The sequence below is a fragment of the Collinsella ihumii genome (assembly GCF_900046475.1).
GTDB classification, from domain to species: domain Bacteria; phylum Actinomycetota; class Coriobacteriia; order Coriobacteriales; family Coriobacteriaceae; genus Collinsella; species Collinsella ihumii.
This window is the reverse complement of the sequence record NZ_FCOU01000003.1, coordinates 461,832-479,416: the sequence shown is the minus strand read 5'-3', so window position 1 is coordinate 479,416 and position 17,585 is coordinate 461,832. Positions and strand designations below refer to the sequence as shown.

At 65.4% G+C, this 17,585-nt stretch carries 16 protein-coding genes, 2 tRNA genes and 1 riboswitch; of the genes, 11 read left to right on the top strand and 7 right to left on the bottom strand.

The genetic code is table 11. From position 1 onward, the window contains the following. Positions 1 to 141: 141 nt before the first annotated feature. Positions 142 to 218, bottom strand: a tRNA-Glu gene (locus BN3789_RS03365). Positions 219 to 360: 142 nt separating this feature from the next. On the opposite strand from BN3789_RS03365, the gene BN3789_RS03360 reads away from it, so the two are divergent. Then, complete coding sequence (locus BN3789_RS03360) at positions 361 to 903, top strand: biotin transporter BioY (protein WP_066829921.1); 543 nt, start codon at positions 361 to 363, stop codon at positions 901 to 903. A 157-nt stretch (positions 904 to 1,060) separates the two neighbouring features. On the opposite strand, the gene BN3789_RS03355 is transcribed toward BN3789_RS03360, so the two are convergent. From BN3789_RS03355 to BN3789_RS03335, 5 genes are all read right to left on the bottom strand, one after another. Beyond that, a complete protein-coding gene (locus BN3789_RS03355; protein ID WP_066829919.1) occupies positions 1,061 to 1,849 on the bottom strand; it encodes a ferredoxin family protein in 789 nt (262 codons plus the stop codon). After that, a complete protein-coding gene (locus tag BN3789_RS03350; protein WP_087201274.1) occupies positions 1,842 to 2,318 on the bottom strand; it encodes an FKBP-type peptidyl-prolyl cis-trans isomerase in 477 nt (158 codons plus the stop codon). Before BN3789_RS03350 ends, BN3789_RS03355 begins: the two co-directional genes overlap by 8 nt. 537 nt (positions 2,319 to 2,855) lie before the next feature. Further along, positions 2,856 to 3,881: a hypothetical protein gene (locus BN3789_RS03345; protein WP_066829914.1), complete on the bottom strand. Its 1,026-nt coding sequence runs from the start codon at positions 3,879 to 3,881 to the stop codon at positions 2,856 to 2,858. Continuing rightward, positions 3,881 to 4,963 (bottom strand): hypothetical protein, encoded by a 1,083-nt coding sequence (locus tag BN3789_RS03340; RefSeq protein ID WP_066829911.1) that lies wholly within the window; start codon positions 4,961 to 4,963, stop codon positions 3,881 to 3,883. Before BN3789_RS03340 ends, BN3789_RS03345 begins: the two co-directional genes overlap by 1 nt. 86 nt (positions 4,964 to 5,049) lie before the next feature. Next, positions 5,050 to 5,466, bottom strand: a complete 417-nt coding sequence (locus BN3789_RS03335) for a NusG domain II-containing protein (RefSeq protein WP_229254151.1) — start codon at positions 5,464 to 5,466, stop codon at positions 5,050 to 5,052. A 341-nt stretch (positions 5,467 to 5,807) separates the two neighbouring features. Here BN3789_RS03335 and BN3789_RS03330 point away from each other — a divergent pair, with 341 nt between their 5' ends. From BN3789_RS03330 to BN3789_RS03285, 10 genes are all read left to right on the top strand, one after another. Continuing rightward, on the top strand, positions 5,808 to 7,022 hold the full coding sequence (locus tag BN3789_RS03330) for an iron-containing alcohol dehydrogenase (RefSeq protein WP_066829905.1): 1,215 nt from the start codon (positions 5,808 to 5,810) through the stop codon (positions 7,020 to 7,022). Positions 7,023 to 7,151: 129 nt separating this feature from the next. Further along, a riboswitch (FMN riboswitch) is annotated at positions 7,152 to 7,321 on the top strand. 6 nt (positions 7,322 to 7,327) lie between these two features. Next, the gene (locus BN3789_RS03325; RefSeq protein WP_066830328.1) at positions 7,328 to 7,918 is read left to right on the top strand and encodes an ECF transporter S component; all 591 of its coding nucleotides are present in this window, start codon (positions 7,328 to 7,330) and stop codon (positions 7,916 to 7,918) included. Next, positions 7,915 to 9,729: an energy-coupling factor transporter ATPase gene (locus BN3789_RS03320; RefSeq protein WP_066829902.1), complete on the top strand. Its 1,815-nt coding sequence runs from the start codon at positions 7,915 to 7,917 to the stop codon at positions 9,727 to 9,729. The genes BN3789_RS03325 and BN3789_RS03320 overlap by 4 nt, the downstream gene beginning before the upstream one ends. Beyond that, positions 9,726 to 10,529, top strand: a complete 804-nt coding sequence (locus BN3789_RS03315; RefSeq protein ID WP_066829900.1) for an energy-coupling factor transporter transmembrane component T family protein — start codon at positions 9,726 to 9,728, stop codon at positions 10,527 to 10,529. Before BN3789_RS03320 ends, BN3789_RS03315 begins: the two co-directional genes overlap by 4 nt. Positions 10,530 to 10,546: 17 nt before the next feature. Continuing rightward, positions 10,547 to 10,960, top strand: a complete 414-nt coding sequence (locus BN3789_RS03310; RefSeq protein WP_066829897.1) for a pyridoxamine 5'-phosphate oxidase family protein — start codon at positions 10,547 to 10,549, stop codon at positions 10,958 to 10,960. Positions 10,961 to 10,980: 20 nt separating this feature from the next. Then, positions 10,981 to 11,400 (top strand): pyridoxamine 5'-phosphate oxidase family protein, encoded by a 420-nt coding sequence (locus tag BN3789_RS03305; RefSeq protein ID WP_066829894.1) that lies wholly within the window; start codon positions 10,981 to 10,983, stop codon positions 11,398 to 11,400. 573 nt (positions 11,401 to 11,973) lie between these two features. Next, positions 11,974 to 13,044, top strand: a complete 1,071-nt coding sequence (argC, locus tag BN3789_RS03300) for an N-acetyl-gamma-glutamyl-phosphate reductase (protein WP_066829891.1) — start codon at positions 11,974 to 11,976, stop codon at positions 13,042 to 13,044. A gap of 101 nt (positions 13,045 to 13,145) precedes the next feature. Beyond that, entirely contained in the window at positions 13,146 to 14,417 is a 1,272-nt protein-coding gene (gene argJ, locus BN3789_RS03295; protein ID WP_066829888.1) for a bifunctional glutamate N-acetyltransferase/amino-acid acetyltransferase ArgJ, read from the top strand. Between the two features lie 95 nt (positions 14,418 to 14,512). After that, positions 14,513 to 15,469, top strand: a complete 957-nt coding sequence (argB, locus tag BN3789_RS03290) for an acetylglutamate kinase (protein ID WP_066829885.1) — start codon at positions 14,513 to 14,515, stop codon at positions 15,467 to 15,469. A gap of 22 nt (positions 15,470 to 15,491) precedes the next feature. Beyond that, positions 15,492 to 16,775, top strand: coding sequence for an aminotransferase class III-fold pyridoxal phosphate-dependent enzyme (locus BN3789_RS03285; protein WP_066829881.1), 1,284 nt, complete (start codon positions 15,492 to 15,494; stop codon positions 16,773 to 16,775). 555 nt (positions 16,776 to 17,330) lie between these two features. Here BN3789_RS03285 and BN3789_RS03280 read toward each other — a convergent pair. Then, positions 17,331 to 17,406: transfer RNA gene (locus BN3789_RS03280), tRNA-Val, on the bottom strand. Between the last annotated feature and the right edge of the window lie 179 nt (positions 17,407 to 17,585).

Below are 17,585 nucleotides of genomic sequence, written 5' to 3'. Positions count from 1 at the left end.
GGGGCCCTGCGGGCCCCTCGCACGCTCGCTGGGAAACGCTCGCGCGTTTCCGCAGCCTCGCGACCCCAGCGGGTTCGAATCCCGGCGCCGGGGCAGCAAAAAGCCCGGCTTCCGAGACGGAGACCGGGCTTCATTCGTCGATGGTGCCCCCAACGGGATTCGAACCCGTGATCTTCGCCTTGAAAGGGCGACGTCCTAGGCCGCTAGACGATGGGGACAGCGGAAAGAAGTATAGCAGAAATAGAGCTGTTGAGCATAGCGGGGGATAGAACACGGCGAACACACGAATACGCCGTTCCCGCGCGTCGGCCCCGGTATACTGGCAGTGTTGAACAGCTTGTTTTCGATAGGAGAGTTCATATGGATGCTCGTCAGATTGCGCGCGTCGGCGTTGCGGTCGCGCTGCTTTCGGTGTCTGCGTGGATAACGGTGAGCTTCGGCCCGGTTCCGTTCACATTGCAGACGATGGCCCTGGCCATGCTTCCGGCCATCCTGGATCGCAAGGGGGCCTGTGCAGCGGTTGCGGTATACCTGCTTCTCGGCGCGGTCGGCCTGCCCGTCTTCTCCGGTTTCGGGAGCGGCATCGGGCAGATCGCTGGCATGACGGGCGGATTCCTGTGGGGCTTTCTGATCGGAACCATTGCGGGCACCTCGGTCAAATCCGTGCTGCCCGATCGCGTTCCCCAGTTCGCCCAGGTCGCCATCGCCGATATCGTGATGCTGCTCATCTCGTATGCCTGCGGCACCGCTCAGCTCATGATCGTCGGGTCCATGGGGCTTGTGCCCGCGCTTGTCGCGGCGGTCCTGCCGTTCGTGGTGTTCGACCTCATGAAGCTGGCGGTCGGCACGAGCATCGGATGCACGGTCGCCAGGGCCCTGGGCGTCATCCGCTCGCATGCATAGCGGCGGGTCTTCCGTCAATCGGTCGCAAAAGCGCGGCGGGCACTCTGCTCGTCGCGCTTTTTTGTTTTGCGGATGCAGTTGTAGGAAGGATGCCTGCGGTCATCGCCACTCTGTTGACGGCGCCCGTCGAGCGCGCCCTCGACGCTACAGGTGCAGATCAGCCTCTCGCCTGACGCGCAGCTTCATAGCGCGCGGCGGCGCGCTCCTCGATAGACAGGCGGGCGCGCGGCGTGTAGATCACCTGGCTGGGGCAGAAGCCGCAGCACAAGTCGCAGCCGGCGCATGCGTCCGCATCGACCTCATACGCGGGGGGCTTGAACGCGAGCGCGGGGCATGCGGTGATCTGGAAGCAGCGATGGCAGCCGACGCACATGTAGCGGTCGACTTCGACGGGCTCGAGAGCGGCCGGGCGTTGCAGCTGCGCACAGGGGGAGGCGAAGATTGCGGCATGGATGCCGGGCGTTGCGGCCTGTTCGCGCAGAACCTCGACCGTGCGCTCGATGTCGAATGGATCGAGGACCGCCGCATCTTCCGCGCCGACCTCGAGCGCCTTGGCGCCCAGCCTCTCGATGGCCGCGCGCTCGAGATAGTCCCGGCTCGACGCCATGACAGCGAGGATGGTCGACGTGCCCTCCCCGGCAAGGCCGGTAAGGTTTGCCGCGGCGTCGTCGGCGGCAAAATCCGTGTCGAGCACGATGTGCACGCACAGGGGCGCCGCCGGCTCCTCAGGTGCGCCCGAGGGCACGTCCTGGATATAGCGGGGGAGGAGCTTCTCCATGCCGCCCGGGCAGGTTGCGGCGGCGGGATGCACGTGCCCCACGGCCGCGCATCCGATGTTTCCACAGGTCACACGGCCGCGGATGCGACGCGTGGCCTCCTTGATGGCCACATAGGCCGCGCGGTGGGGGCATCCTGCGCACAGGACGCCTTGCTGGGGATTACGCATCGGCGCGATCCTCCTTCTTTTCCGTATCGGGAAGGTACGGCTCGCGGCTGAGCAGCTCGAGTTCGAAATTGAGCGCGCAGCCTGCCATGGGATGGTTGAAATCGAACACGGTGTCTCCGTCGTCTTCAACCTTCACGACGCGCGCGAGCTGCTGGTAGCCGTCGGAGTTCATGAGGTAGATCATCTCGCCGGGCACCAGATCCTCGTAGTTGGGGATCTGGATGGTCGGCATGTAGTACACGAGGGCGGCGCTGCGCTCGCCGTAGGCGTCTTTGGGCTCGAGATGGACCTTTTTGGTCTGGCCCGGCTGCATGGAGAGCACCGCGGCCTCAAACCCGGGGACGACCTCGTGGTTGCCCTCGACATAGGTGAGCGGCGTGCGCCCGCGCGTGGTGTCGAACACCTCGCCGTCATCGAAGCTGCCTGTATAGTGAACGGTCACCACGTGTTTGAGCGAATAATCGGCCACAGATACCGCCTTGACTCGGTGTGGATGTGCAAACATACCAACTCTATCACGTGCGGTGGTGCTTTTTGGGACGGGGTATTATTGCTCAGATGTGGGTACATGCAGAAGATTGCATATTCCTAACATGAATATGCAAAATAATGCGGAAGTTGGCGCAACTGGCAAGCTCGCGATTTGGGCGAGGCCGAGTTTGTCACTGTTTTTGAGGCAGCTTTGCTCAGTAACCGCATAGCCTCTAGCATTTCCGCAGGATTCAACTGGGCAAATGCTGAGGGGTGCGGCGCCTGTGAAGAAATGTCACTCAAAAACAATGACAAACTCGTATTCACTGTTTTTCATGGAGTCTCGCGGGCGTGAAAGTCTCTGACCATTCACTTCTGCACGCGGCGGCACCCTCGCGCGAGCGCGCTGTCGCGCTTCTCGAGAAGGACGAGCGAAGCCGATGGCACCAAGCGGACCGTTTGGCACGCTCTGTGCCATCGGCCCTCCCGTCTCTCCTTTTCCAGAGGAGGGGGGAGAGACCCGATCGGCGCTTCCCTAGAACCCGTAGCGCTGGGCGAACTGCTCCGAGGCTTCTTCGATGCCGTCGACCGAAGCCGCCCAGGTCACGAAGTCGGGCGTGTCCACGATGATGCCGTCGGCCTCCCATACGGCCTGGTGCGAGAGGTCCCACGGGTCGCGCGGCGCGGGCCGCACGGGCAGATAGGGCGTGAGATACGTGGGGTTGAGCAGGAAAAACGCACCGCCTTCGCAGCGCGTCGCGAAGTCGCGCAGCGCGCGGCGCGCGTTCTTGCGCCGTCCGAGCTTGTAGAACAGCAGCGTTCGGCCCAGCAGGTACCACGGCGAGTCCTCGATGGCGAGCTCGGGACCCGCCTCGTGGGAGAGCTCGAAGAAATGCTCCTCGTCCTCAAGGCGCGCGAGCGCGAGCAGGACTGTTCCGATCGCGCGGTTGTCGTAGCCTTGCGAGCGCATGACGCGCCGCGCGTAGTCGGCGGCGGCGCGGTAGCGCGCGCTCGCCAAGCTGAGCTGCGCGATCGCCTCGAGCGTGTGCAACCAGCCGATCATGATCGGATCGATGCGCGTGCGCTCGGCGGCATCCATGCCGTCCAGTTCGCTCTCGCGCCAGTAGTGCTCGGCTTCCAGGTCGAACCCCGGCACGTTGCACAGGTGGGTGCGGACGGCGTCTTCGAGCTTCATCAAATCGTTCAGGCAGGAGTCGATGGGGACGTCGGCAAGCAAGATGTCGACCAGCTGAGCGTCCACGCACAGCTGGTCGGTCCGCGCGATCTCGTGCATCGCCTGGCGCGTCTCGTTGAACAGGCGCTCGCGCTGGCGGTCGAAATCATCGTCGGGAAGGTCCTCCATGCGGTCGAGCTCGCGCATGAGGTGCTCATGGGTGCGCGCGTAGGATACCAGCGCCCGAGCATGGTCGTCGGCTGCGAACTGGGCGGGGTTGCGCGCGATCTCCTCGTGGACGAGCTCGAGGGCCGCGGGCGTGAGCCCGTCATGGGTCTTGAGGTACTCGTGCTCCAGGAAAACGGGGATGTACTCGCGCGGTTCCATCAGTTGTCGCCTCCCGATCCGGTGCGTCTCGGCTGTCCCGCCGCCGAAGAGGTCCTATCCGCCAGGGCGCGCCGCACCATCTCGTGGTTGGCGACCCACGAGGCGAAGCAGGCGTTGTCGGGTGTGCCGATGCCTTCCTGCAGCAGCGGTGTCGCCTCGCTGATGGCGAGGATGAGCTCGTCTTGGCTGCCCGGAACCACGTTGACGCGCGAGAAGATGCCGTCGGGGAACTCCGCCTGGTAGTAGAGCGGCTCGGCGGCGTCCGGGTACGTGCGCATCAGCTGGTGCAGATAGCGGTCGGCCGAGGTGTAGTCGAACGAGCGGTACGCGGCGCTCAGCTCGGCGAGAAGCGTCCACGCGTCGAGCGACTTCTCGGCCGCGTGATGGCGACGGCGCAGCGGGCCCACGATGCCGTAGGCGATAGCGTGCCGTGCGCGGTAGGACTTGATGTCCTGATGGTTCGCCTCGAGCTTTGCCATGGCGAGCATGCCGGTGTGGCGGATGCCCGCCGGGTCGGTCGGCGCAAACGTCAGGCTCTGCTCGGCGACGCTCAGCGCCAGCCGGTACTGCCCCGAGATCACGGCGCGCGAGGCGAGCGCGGCAAGCCAGCGCTCGAGCGGGCGGCGTGCGAGGTCGCTCGCATATTCGCGCGCGTACACGTCGCGCGCCTCGTCGACCGTGCTCTCCAGGTCGCGCTCGACCGCCGAGCGGTTGTCGAGCAGGTAGCTCACGTATTCGTCGTTGGACGCGGCGTCGAGGGCGGCAAGCATGCGCTTGGCGTCCCAGTTGCTCGCGTCGAGCTCGATGGCCTCGTGCAGGTAATGCTCCGCGCGCTGCTCCTGGCGGTCGATCTCCGCCTCGTCGGTGAGGAAGGGGATGTGGTAGTCGAGGATCTCGGTCGCCTTCGCCATCAGGTGGAACGATCGGTCGCGGTCGCAGGCGATGAGTTTTGACGGGTCCTCCCGGAACTGCTCCATCCCGCGCTCGATGAAGATGTTGTCGTTGAGCGGGTAGACCCGCTCGCGGCGCATGGCCTCCAGGATGAGGCGCAGGCAGTCTTCTTGAATGGGGTCGAACGCCACGGCGCCTCCTCTCATTTGCGGTGCATGTCGTAATACGTCAGTGTACCGCGAGCGCACTGCTTGCGTCTATGGAGGGAGCATGCAGGTTATGCGAGGCGCGTCGCGTCCTGCTCGCGCTCGACGATCTCGACGACCACGCCGTGCGGCAGGCATACGATCTGTTCCCCCACCTTGTCGATGGGGTCGTGGTCCGCGCAGACCTGGTTGCTGCAGTTCGCGTATGTCACGTCGACGCATCCGCCGGCGATGCGCACCGTGTTCGCCCCCTCGTCCGCATCCGTGCCGATGCCGGTTCCCGGCGTGGTCACGGTGTAAGAGACATCGGAGTCCAGGGGGTCGGCGCGGTAGAAGCCGTCTTGCGACTGGCAGACGACGACGGCCGTGTCCGCGGGGCCCGTAACGAGGCGGGAGCAGGCGAACCATCCGAGCGCCACGGCGAGCACCGCGCCGATGAGAACAAGGTCGGCGCGCCGGCGGCGCTTTGTGGGGCGGATGTCTGACACGGGGCTCCTTGCGTGGCGGTCAAAAGGAAGCATCCATGGTAGCACGGAGGCGAGGGCAGCTGGTACGCGGGCCGGCGGGGCGTCGTGCCCTTGTCGTCCTACTACGAAGAAGCGCCAGCATGCGGGTCCATCCGTCCCTCGACAAGGCCGCGGGATGGATAAAGCCGCGCTGCAAGAATGGACAAAATGGCTATATCCGCTTTGTTTCCAAAGCGTTACAATTACTTCGGGCTCACGGGTCCGAAGCGGCCGATCCGACCGCGCCTACATGGTCCTTACGGGGACATTGGGTCCCCGTCAGATGTGCAAGCCGGCAGGGCTTGCTGATTTGGAGGCAAAGAATGGGACGTTTTACCAATCCTCGCGACCTGTATTACGGCGAGGGCGCTCGTCATGAGGTGAAGAACCTCAAGGGCTCCCGTGCCATGATCGTCACCGGCGGCGGCTCCATGCGTCGCGGCGGCTTCCTGCAGGACGTCGAGGCGGACCTCAAGGAGGCCGGCTTCGAGGTTGAGATCTTCGAGGGCGTCGAGTCCGATCCTTCCGTCGAGACCGTCAAGCGCGGCGCTGAGGCCATGGAGAAGTTCCAGCCTGACTGGATCATCGGCATCGGCGGCGGCTCGCCCATCGACGCTGCCAAGGCCATGTGGCTGTTCTACGAGTATCCGAACGAGACCTTCGAGGAGGCCATCGTTCCGTTCAGCTTCCCCGAGCTGCGCACCAAGGCTAAGTTCTGCGCCATCGCTTCCACTTCCGGCACCGCTACCGAGGTCACCGCGTTCTCCGTCATCACCGACTACGAGAAGGGCATCAAGTACCCGCTGGCCGACTTCAACATCACCCCTGACGTCGCCATCGTCGACCCCGAGCTCACCTACACCATGCCGCAGAAGCTGTGCGCCCACACCGGCATGGACGCCCTGACCCACGCCATCGAGGCCTACGTCTCCACCGCCAGCTCCATGTTCACCGACGCCAACGCGCTGCACGCCATCCGCGAGATCGTCGAGTGGCTGCCCAAGTCCTATCAGGGCGATCATGAGGCCCGTCAGCACATGCACGAGGCTCAGTGCATCGCCGGCATCGCCTTCTCCTCCGGCCTGCTCGGCATCGTGCACTCCATGGCCCACAAGACCGGTGCCGCCTTCACCGGCGACCACATCATCCACGGTTGCGCCAACGCCATGTACCTCGGCAAGGTCATCCAGTTCAACGCCAAGGACGCCCGCGCCAAGAGCCGCTATGCCTACATCGCCAAGGAGGTCCTGCACCTCGCCGGCGAGACCGAGGACGAGCTCGTCGCCTCTCTGGTCCAGTGCATCCGCGACCTCAACGACAAGCTGGACATCCCGCAGGGCATCAAGAACTACGGCAAGGGCGGCGTGAAGGCCGACGAGTCCATCATCGACTACGCCGAGTTCGAGGCCAAGAAGTCCGACGTTGCCGCTAACGCCATCCTCGACGCCTGCACCGGCTCCAACCCGCGTCAGCCGTCCCAGGAGGAGATGGAGAAGCTCCTCGAGTGCGTCTACAACGATCAGGACGTCGACTTCTAATCCATCCGACTGAGCAAATCCAGTCACTCACGCCCCCGGCAAGGCAGTGCCCTTGTCGGGGGCTTTTGTGTCGAATGGGGCCTGACCCAAATCAACCGGCTCTAACATGCGCGACGTGCTACGATGGAGCTGCTGTTTCAGGGCGGGGTGGAATTCCCCACTGGCGGTATATCGGCGCGCGGCATGAGGGCCGCGTGGATCCGATGAGCCCGCGAACCTGCGAGGCGTTGGGTCGCCTGCAGGCCGAACCGGTGAGAGCCCGGTGCCAACGGTTAAAGGCCGGATGGAAGAGGCAGGTGATTCTTGTGACTGAACAGTCTACGCACATCCATGTACAGAACACGAATCGGTGGAGCACGAAGCAGCTCGTGACCATGGCGCTCATGTGCGCCGTCAGCGCGCTCTTCATGTTCGTGCAGATCCCCATCATTCCATTGGCGCCGTTTTTGACGTACGATCCGTCGCTGGTGCCCGCCATGGTCTCCGGCTTCGCCTACGGGCCGGGGTCGGGCGCCGCGGTGGGGCTCGTCGCCATCGTCATCCACGCGCTCATGACCGGCGATTGGGTCGGCGCGCTCATGAACGTCGTCGCCACGGTGCTGTTCATCTTGCCGGCGGCGCTCGTCTACCGCAAGAACCATACGTTCGCCGGGGCCGTCATCGGGCTGGCGATCGGCGTGGTGCTGGCGACGGCGGGATCGGTGGTGTCGAATCTCACCATCGGCGTGTGGTTCTGGTACGGTTCCGCCGACGTGATCATGCCGCTGCTCGTCCCGGCGGTCATTCCGTTCAACCTCATCAAGACGCTGCTGAACTCGGTGCTCACCCTTGCGGTCTACAAGGCGGTCTCGAATCTCATCACGCCCAAGAAGGACCAGGTCAAGGGGCGCGCATGATCTGCTGCGACAACGTCTGCTACTCCTATGACGGACGGACGCGCGCGCTCGACGGCGTGTCGCTTTCCATCGAAGACGGCGAGTTCGTCTGCATTCTGGGCGGCAACGGCTCGGGCAAGTCGACGCTCGCCAAGCACCTGAACGCGCTGCTCGTCCCCGACGAGGGGCGCGTGACGGTGATGGGGCTCGACACGGCGGATCCCGAGTACGTATACGACATCCGTTCGGCCGTGGGCATCGTGTTCCAGAATCCCGATGATCAGCTGGTCGCCACGCTGGTGGAAGACGACGTGGCGTTCGGGCCGGAGAACCTCGGCATCGAGCCCGCTCAGATATCCGAGCGCGTGCGTGACGCCCTGCGCGAAGTGGGCCTCATGAGCTTCGAGCGGCATGAGACGCACGCGCTGTCGGGCGGCCAGAAGCAGCGCGTGGCGATCGCGGGCGTGCTCGCCATGCATCCGAAGGTGCTCGTGCTTGACGAGGCGTCGGCGATGCTCGACCCGCGCGGCCGCGCGGGGCTCATGCGCGTATGCCGCGAGCTGCACGCGCAGGGCATGACGATCGTCATGGTCACGCACTTCATGGAGGAGGCGGCGCTGGCCGATCGCGTGGTTGTGCTCGATCGGGGGCGCATCGCGCTCGAGGGCGCCCCGGCCGATGTCCTGGCGCGCGCCGAGGTGCTCGAACGGCTCGACCTCGAGGTGCCGCCATCGTGCCGGCTGGGGCTGGCGCTGCGCAGCCGGGGCGTGGACGTCACGCCTCACGTGGACGAGGAGGCCATGATCGCCGAGATCGCCGGCATGCTGGACGGCGTGTCCTGCGGGTCCGGCGATGCCTCGGATGCGGCTTCCGCCTCGGATGCGGACGCCGTCTCGCAAGACCGGGCCGAGGCGTGCCTTTCCTTTGAGCACGTGAGCTACAGCTACGAGGCGAGCGTGCGCGAGCGCGCGGCCAAGCGCCGCCGCCCGCGCGCGAAGAAGCAGGCCGTCTGGGGCAACGACCCCGACGCGGTCTGGGCGCTCCACAACGTCGACGTGACGATTCGGCGCGGCGAGTTCGTCGGGCTTGCCGGGCACACGGGCTCGGGCAAGTCGACGCTCATCCAGCACATGAACGGCCTGGTGCACCCGACGATGGGGCGCGTCGTCGCCTACGGCGAGAATCTTGCCGACAGGCGCGCATCGGCGCGCATCAAGACGAAGGTCGGGCTCGTGTTCCAATATCCCGAGCACCAGCTGTTCGCGACGACGGTCTACGACGACGTGGCGTTCGGTCCGCGCAACCTCGGGTTTTCCGCCGATGAGGTCGATGTGCGGGTGCGCCGCTCGCTTGAGCAGGTCGGCCTGTCGTTCGACGAGCTGGCCGGCAAAAGCCCCTTCGAGCTGTCTGGCGGCCAGCAGCGGCGCTGCGCGTTCGCCGGCGTTCTTGCGATGGAGCCCGAGGTGCTGGTTCTCGATGAGCCGGCGGCCGGTCTCGACCCGGCGGCTCGCCACGAGTTCTTGCAGCTCATAGCCGGGCTTCATGAGCAGGGGCTCACGGTGGTCATGTCGTCGCACAGCATGGACGACCTCGCGGCGTACTGCGATAGGGTCATCGTGCTGAACGAGGGCTCGGTCTTCATGTCCGGCACCCCGCGCGACGTGTTCACGCAGGCGGACAGGTTGCGCGGGGTCGGACTCGGCGTGCCCGCGGCCCAGCGCATGGCATGCGCGCTGGCCGCCCGCGGCGTGCCACTCGCGACCAGCCGGCTCTACGACGTCGACGGATTGGCCGACGACATCGCGCTGCTCATCAAGGGGGCGGCTCGATGAACGAGGTCTTCTCCTTCGGCAGCTACTATCCGGGCGACAGCGCGCTGCATCGTCTCGACCCGCGCACCAAACTGCTCGGCGGCATCGTGTTTCTGCTGATCGCCCTGCTTGCGCGCAGTTTCGTCGCGCTCGGGGCCATCGCGGTGTTCATCGCGGCGCTCTACGGCGCGGCGCGCATCCCCTCCGGCCGCGCCCTGCGCTCGCTGGCGCCCTTGCTCGCCATCGTCTTGGTGGTCGCCGCGCTCAACCTCCTGACCAATCACAGCGGTCGCGTCCTGGCCGCGCTGGGCCCGTTCCAAATCAGCGAGGGGAGCCTGCGCTCGTGCGCGTTCATGGCGGCGCGCATGCTGCTCATGATGTGCGGCATGAGCCTGGTGACCATGACGACGATGACGCTCGACCTCACCTGCGCCGTCGAGCGCCTGCTCGCCCCGTTCGCGCGCATCGGCCTGCCGGCGCATGAGCTCGGCATGATGCTCGGCATCGCGCTGCGCTTCATGCCCCAGTTCGCCACGGAGCTCATGTGCACCTATCGCGCCCAGATCAGCCGCGGCGCGCACGTGACGGCCGGTCCGCTCGGCAGCGTCCGCATGCTCTCGAGCATATCGATCCCGCTGTTCGCGAGCATCTTCAGGCATGCCGAGACGCTGTCGGCCGCCATGGAGGCGCGCTGCTATCACGGCGAGGCCGGGCGCACGCGCCTGCATCCGCTGCGGTATCGGGCGTGCGACGGCGTCGCCGCGGCGATATTGGCGGCCCTGGGCGCCTGCGTGGTAGCAATCGGCGTTATTGCAGGATAGGAAAGGTGTGATCGAATATGTCGGACGGATTGCAGACGACGCTCCAGTACCTGACGTCCATTCCAGCATGGTACCTGGCGACCAGCGTGGACGATCAGCCGCACGTGCGCCCGTTCTCGTTCGCGGCGATTCAGGACGGAAAGCTCTGGTTCTGCACCGCGACGACCAAGGACGTGTGGGAGGAGCTGCTGCAGAACCAGCGCTTCGAGGCGACGGCGTGGTGGCCGGGTCATGGCTGGCTCATCCTCCGCGGGCGCGCCGGGCTGGAGGACCGGGCGGCAGCGGACGTGCGCGAGGCGGGCTGGAGGCATCTCGAGGGCCTCGGCGAGCACTACGACGGCCCGGACGACCCGACGCTCGTGTTTTTCAGCGTGGAGGATCCGCAGGCGTGGATCTGCAACCATGACGAGTGGAAGCCGCTCGAGCTGTAGAGAAGTACAGGAGGTCTACCATGGACGAGATCGTTGGCTATCTGACGGGGATCCCCGCGTGGTTCTTGGCGACTATCGACGAGCACGATGCCGAGCAGCCGCGCGTGCGCCCGTTTTCGTTTGCATGCGTGGACGCGGGCAAGCTGTGGTTCGTCACGTCGCGCGACAAGGATGTATGGCGCGAACTGTCCGCTCATCCCAAATTCGAGCTTTCCGGCTGGAAGCCCGGGGCGTATTGGATCGTGGTGTCCGGCAGGGCGAACCTCGCGGACGACGCCCAGGTGAGTGAGGAGGTGCGCCAGGCGGGCTTTGCGCACATGGTCGGTATCGGCGAGGCGCATGAATCGGCTCATGACGGTAGGCTCGCGTTCTTCAGCGTGTCGGACGGCATTGCACGCTTCTGCGACATCGACGGCAGCGAGCGCCGCATCGCTTTCTAGGAAAACGCTGGCCAATTCCGATCAGGAGCGCCCTGCGCCTCCCCGGCCGCACCCTCTTCCGGCGAAAGTGGCTAGAAATTTCTGTTTTGCTGTAAGCCGGGTGCGGCAGAGATGTCCAGATAAGCCGTTTTAGCTGCATTGACCGGCTGCGAAGCCGGTTTCTGGACCTCAAAATGCGCAGATCGGGTGCTTCCGGGGAGAAACCGGTGCCGACGGCGGGCTTCCGACCCCTCCATCCTGGCTTGGCTACAGCAAAACAGAAATTTCTAGCCACTTTCCCCACGGAGTGCGGCCTCTCTGGCAGGTCATGGGGGGACGGGTTCGTTCCAGCCCATAGATGGTGCTTTTAGGGACAGGTGATTTTTGTTCATGCCGGCGCCGTCGCGCCGGCATGAACAAAAATCACCTGTCCCTAAAAGCACCATGCTGTGTTGCGAGAATGTATCCTGTGAAAAACTGCCGCCCTTCTCATAATCGGAGTGCTATTGTCTCAACTTGCTCAATGAATAGGGATTGAAGATGCGGATATATGCATTTTCAGGCCAAGAATATGCATTTTGGAGATGACGTCGTATGGCCTATCGGGTTGGAGTCGTGGGAGCAGCGGGATATGCGGGAATCGAGCTTGTCCGCCTGCTGCTGGGGCATCCGCAGTTCAAGCTCGTCGCTATCACGTCCAACGCCGACGCCGGCCAGAAGCTCGTCGACGTGTATCCCGCGTTCGCCGGCGTGAGCGACCTGGAGTTCACGACGCATGACAACCCGTTGCTCACGGCGTGCGACGCGGTCTTCCTGGCCGTTCCGCACACAGCCGCCCTCGCTGCGGCGCCCGGTCTGCTCAAGGCCGGCGTGAGCGTGTTCGACCTCTCCGCTGACTTCCGCCTGTCCGACCCTGCGGTCTACGAGGTGTGGTACAACACGCAGCACACCTCGCCCGAGCTGCTGAAGACGCGCGCGTTCGGCCTGCCCGAGCTGTTCGCGGCCGACCTTGCGCGGGCCGCTGCGAGCCGTGCCGCGGGCGAAGCGGTGCTCGTGGCCTGCGCGGGCTGCTATCCCACGGCGACGTCGCTCGGCGCGTATCCGGCGATCCAGGCCGGATGGATGGCGGAGGGCTCCTCGGTCGTCGTCGACGCCATCTCGGGCGTGACCGGTGCGGGCAAGTCCGCCAACGCGCGCACGCACTACTGCAGCGCCGACGAGAACGTCGAGGCCTACGGCGTGTGCAAGCATCGCCACACGCCCGAGATCGAGCAGATCCTCGGCCTTGAAGACCGCGTGGTGTTCACGCCGCATCTCGCCCCGCTCAAGCGCGGGCTGCTGTCCACGGTGAACATCCCGCTTGCTCCCGAGGTCGCCGACACGCTCACCACCGAGGACGCCGTCGCGCGCTATCGCGCCTTCTACGAGGGCAGCCCGTTCGTGCGCGTGCTCGACGCGGGTCAGTTCCCCAAGACGAGCTCCGTCGCGGGATCCAACGCCTGCCAGATCGGCCTTGCGGTGAACGGCCGCGCCCGCATGCTCGTGATCACCTCGGCTATCGACAACCTGTGCAAGGGTGCTGCCGGCCAGGCAATCCAGTGCGCCAACATCGTGCTCGGCCTGGACGAGACCTGCGGTCTACCTCTGTGCGCCCTGCCGGTGTAGTCGAGCGGGCCATCCGCCGCGATCGTCGATTCGGTCGCGGCGTCGCAGGGCGCTGCGCTACACTGATGCCAGTATCAGGACGGACGAGGAGAACTGTCTTCATGAATGTCGATGCCTTTGACACACGACTGCGCGCTATCCCCGGGGGAGGCGTGACGAGCGCTCGGGGCTTCAAGGCCGCGGGCATCCACGCGGGGTTCCGCAAGAACCCGGAGCGTGCCGACTTTGCCCTCATCGTGGCCGACAAGCCGGCAAGCGCTGCGGGCGTGTTCACCACGAACCGGTTCTGCGCGGCGCCGGTGACCGTCAGCCGCGAGCATCTGGGCGGTCCCGATAAGGGCTTTGGCCGCGTGCAGGCCGTGGCGATCAACTCCGGAAACGCCAACGCGGCGACCGGCGAACCCGGTCTCGCCGTAGCGCGCGAGACCTGCGACATCGTGTCGCAGGTGGTCGGGTGCACCTCTGACCAGGTGCTCGTCGCCTCGACGGGCGTCATCGGCCAGCAGCTCGACATCGCGCCGTTCGAGACGGGCATCCCCGCGGCATACGACCAGCTCTCCGTGGCCGGCGGAGCCGACATGGCGCGCGCCATCATGACCACCGACACGCATCCCAAAGAGCTCGCGGTGACCTACGAGAGCGGCGTGCTCGAGTACGTCGACTGCACGTTCACGGTGGGCGGCTGCGTCAAGGGGTCCGGCATGATCATGCCGAACATGGCGACCATGATCGCCTGCATCACCACCGATGCGCCGGTGGAGCCGCAGACGTTGCACACGATCCTGACGTCCTGCGTCAAGCAGACCTTCAACAAGGTGACCGTCGACTCCGACACGTCGACCAACGACACCTGCATCATGCTCGCCTCGGGCGCCGCGGCGAGCGATGAGCAGCCCATCCGCGAGGGCACCGAGGCCTATGAGGAGCTCGTCTACGCCGTGCACGTCGTGTGCGAGAGCCTGGCGCGTGCCATCGCGGCGGACGGCGAGGGCGCCACGCGCCTGGTGACCGTCAACGTGACCGGCGCGGCAACTGACGAGGATGCGGATACCGCCGCCCGCGCGGTGGCGAATTCGCCGCTCGTGAAGACCGCCATCGCGGGCCGCGACTGCAACTGGGGCCGCATCGCCGCGGCGCTCGGCAAGTGCGGCGTGGCGTTCGACCAGACCCGCACTTCCATCGACATCATGGGCCTGCCGGTGTGCCGCGAGGGACTGACGGTGCCGTTCGACGAGGAAGAGGCCCTGCGACGATTCGAGGCACCCGAGATCGTGATCTCGGCAGACCTCGGCGCCGGAGAGGGCACGGCGACGGTCTGGACGTGCGACTTGACCCACGAGTACATCACCATCAACGGCGACTACCGCACATAGGCTGTACTCGGCCCTCGCCGAACCATCCATGGCCCCGCATCGGGGCCGGCCGCCCGCCCGTCATGCGGGCGGCCATCTATTGAAAGAGACCGCACATGAAGTACGCACGCGATTCACGCTCCGCATCCCGTTCCGACGAGGAAACCGCCCAGCTTTTGTTCGAGGCGCTTCCGTGGATCAAGAACCTGACCGGTAAGACCGTCGTCATCAAGTACGGCGGCGCGGCCATGGTCGATTCCGAGCTGCGCGCCGACGTCATGAGCGACATCGTGCTGCTCAAGATCATCGGCATGAAGCCGGTGATCGTCCACGGCGGCGGCAAGGACATCAACGAGGCGCTGTCGCACTACGACATCCCCGTCGAGTTCAAGCACGGTCAGCGCGTGACCGATGACGCCACGATGGAGATCGTGCGCGAGGTGCTGGGCGGCAAGGTCAACCAGGAGCTCGTGGCGGCCATCAACGTGCACGGCAACCTTGCCGTGGGCGTATCGGGCGCGGACGCCGGGACCATCGTCGCCCGCGAGCTCGACCCCGAGCTCGGCCGTGTGGGCAAGATCGTTCGCGTCAACGCCGACTACCTCGAAAGCATCATGGACAACGAGTACATCCCCGTGGTGGCCACGGTCGCCCAGGGCGAGGACGGCGGGTTCTTCAACATCAACGCCGACGTCGCGGCCGGTCACATCGCCGCGGCGGTCCATGCGCACAAGGTGATCTTCCTGACCGACGTCGACGGCCTGTACGAGGATTTCTCGGACAAGGACTCGCTCATCTCCAACCTGACGCTCGAGGAGACCGAGCAGATGCTCGCGCGCGGCGAGGTCGACAAGGGCATGATCCCCAAGCTCGAGAGCTGCATCCATGCGCTCAAGGCGGGCGTCTTCCGCTCGCATATCATCAACGGCACGTCGCCGCATTCGCTGCTGCTCGAGCTTCTGACCGACGCCGGTGTCGGAACCGTCATCCATTCGACGCATACCGCGTATGAGCAGGACACGCATCCGCATCCGTTGACGCAGTTCGCTGCGCGGCTGTCCGAAAACATCTAGGGAAACGCGAGGGGTAACCACCATGTCTCTTTCTACGCAGAAGGCGCTTGAGTCTTCGTACGTGATGCATACGTTCGGCCGCTCGGAGGTCGATTTCGTATCGGGCCACGGCATGACGCTGGTCGACGACGCCGGCCGCGAGTACCTGGACTTTCTGGCAGGTATCGGCGTGTGCTGCCTGGGGCACGCCCATCCCGTGCTCACGGATGCGCTGCGCACGCAGGCGGAGCAGCTGCTGCACGTGTCCAATTACTTCTATATCGAGCACCGCGGCGAGGTTGCGGCGCTTTTGTCCAAGCTTGCGAACGGCGATATGGACGGCGCCCGTGCCGTGGCGGACGCTGCCGTTGCGGGCGATGCCGATGCGTTGCTGGCCGCTGCGGCTCCTGCAGAGGGCGAGCAGGTCTGGGAGACGTTTTTCGCCAATTCCGGCGCCGAGGCCAACGAGGGCTCGATGAAGCTTGCGCGCCTGTACGCCAAGCGCGCCGGCAACGGCGGCAACACCATCGTGGCGCTGCGCGGCAGCTTCCACGGGCGCACGCTCGAGACCATCGCCGCAACCATGCAGGACCGCCTGCAGGACAGCTTCAAGCCGCTGCCCGGCGGATTTGTCGCCTGCACGCCGAATGACGTGGACGAGCTCCGCGGGATCTTCGAGCGCTACGGCAGCGAGATCTGCGCGGTCCTGCTCGAGCCCATCCAGGGCGAGTCCGGCGTGCATCCGCTCACGCAGGAGTTCATGGAGGCCGCGGCCGAGCTCGTGCACGGTGTGGGCGGCGTGCTCATCGCCGATGAGGTGCAGACGGGCATCTTCCGTTCGGGAAAGCCCTTCGCCTTCCAGACCTACGGGGTCGAGCCGGATATCATGAGCTTGGCCAAGGGCATCGCGGGCGGCGTGCCCGCGGGAGCCTGCGTGGCCAAGAAGGAGATCGCGGACGTGTTTCGCCCGGGCGACCACGGCACGACCTTCGGCGGCAGCTGTCTGGCTGTTGCCGCAGCATGCGCCGTGCTGTGCGAGCTGACGCGCGGCAGGTACGACGAGCATGCCGAGCAGGTGGGCGGCTATCTGCGCGAGAAGCTCGCAGGCGCGCCGCATGTGGTTGAGGTGCGCGGCAGTGGCCTGATGATTGGTTGCGACCTGGACGAGGCGGTGGGCGATGCCCACGACGTCGTGGCCAAGATGCTCGACGCCGGCTTCGTGATCAACGCGACCGGCGCCCACACGCTGCGCTTCCTGCCGCCGCTTATCTGCGGCGAGGCGGAAGCCGATGCCCTGGTGGAGGGCTTGACGCGCGTGCTGGCATAGCGCGTACATTCGGAGCTGGTATTTTGGGGTCGTTATCACCCAAGGCGGCACAGCGCACTGCCTTGGATAATAACGACCCAGCCCCAAAATATCCGTTCCGGACCCTGTTGCGAGCCGTGCACTCAGGTCGTGGATCCACTGGGCGTGCTCGGGCACGGCGGAAGCGCTCGCGGCCGACGTCTTGTGGATGTCGGCCGCGCTTCGCGCGACCTCCCGCTGCGGACGCCTGCGGCGTCCTTGCGCGCTTCGCTGGCAAATGCTCAACGCATTTGCTCAGCTCCGCGCCCCCAACGGGGTTCGAATCCCTCTGAGACGGGCTCAAACAAGAAACGGTCCCATCGCTGGGACCGAAACAGCCAAGTGGTGGGCGATGAGGGATGTCGGCCGCTCGCTCCGCGAGCGACCTCCCGCTGCGGCGGGCGTGCGCCCGCCTTGCGACTCATGGTGGCAAAGACGCTTACGCGCTTTGCTCACCATGAGGCCCTTCGGGTTCGAATCCCTCTGTAAGGGGCCCGATAAAGAAACGGTCCCTTTGCTGGGACCGTAACAACCAAGTGGTGGGCGATGAGGGATTCGAACCCCCAGCCTTGTGCGTGTAAAGCACCTGCGCTAACCGTTGCGCCAATCGCCCGTGGGGGTAAGTATAGCGCAAAGGGATGGGGCCGATGACACAAAACGGGCAGTTTGGCACGCTAAGAGCTTCTATTGACCCCCTTTAGCGTGCCAAACGGTCAGTTTTGTGTCATCGGCGCCTCTCGCAAGACGCGGAATCTGCCTGTCGCGCGTTCCCACCGTGCGACAGGCAGATTC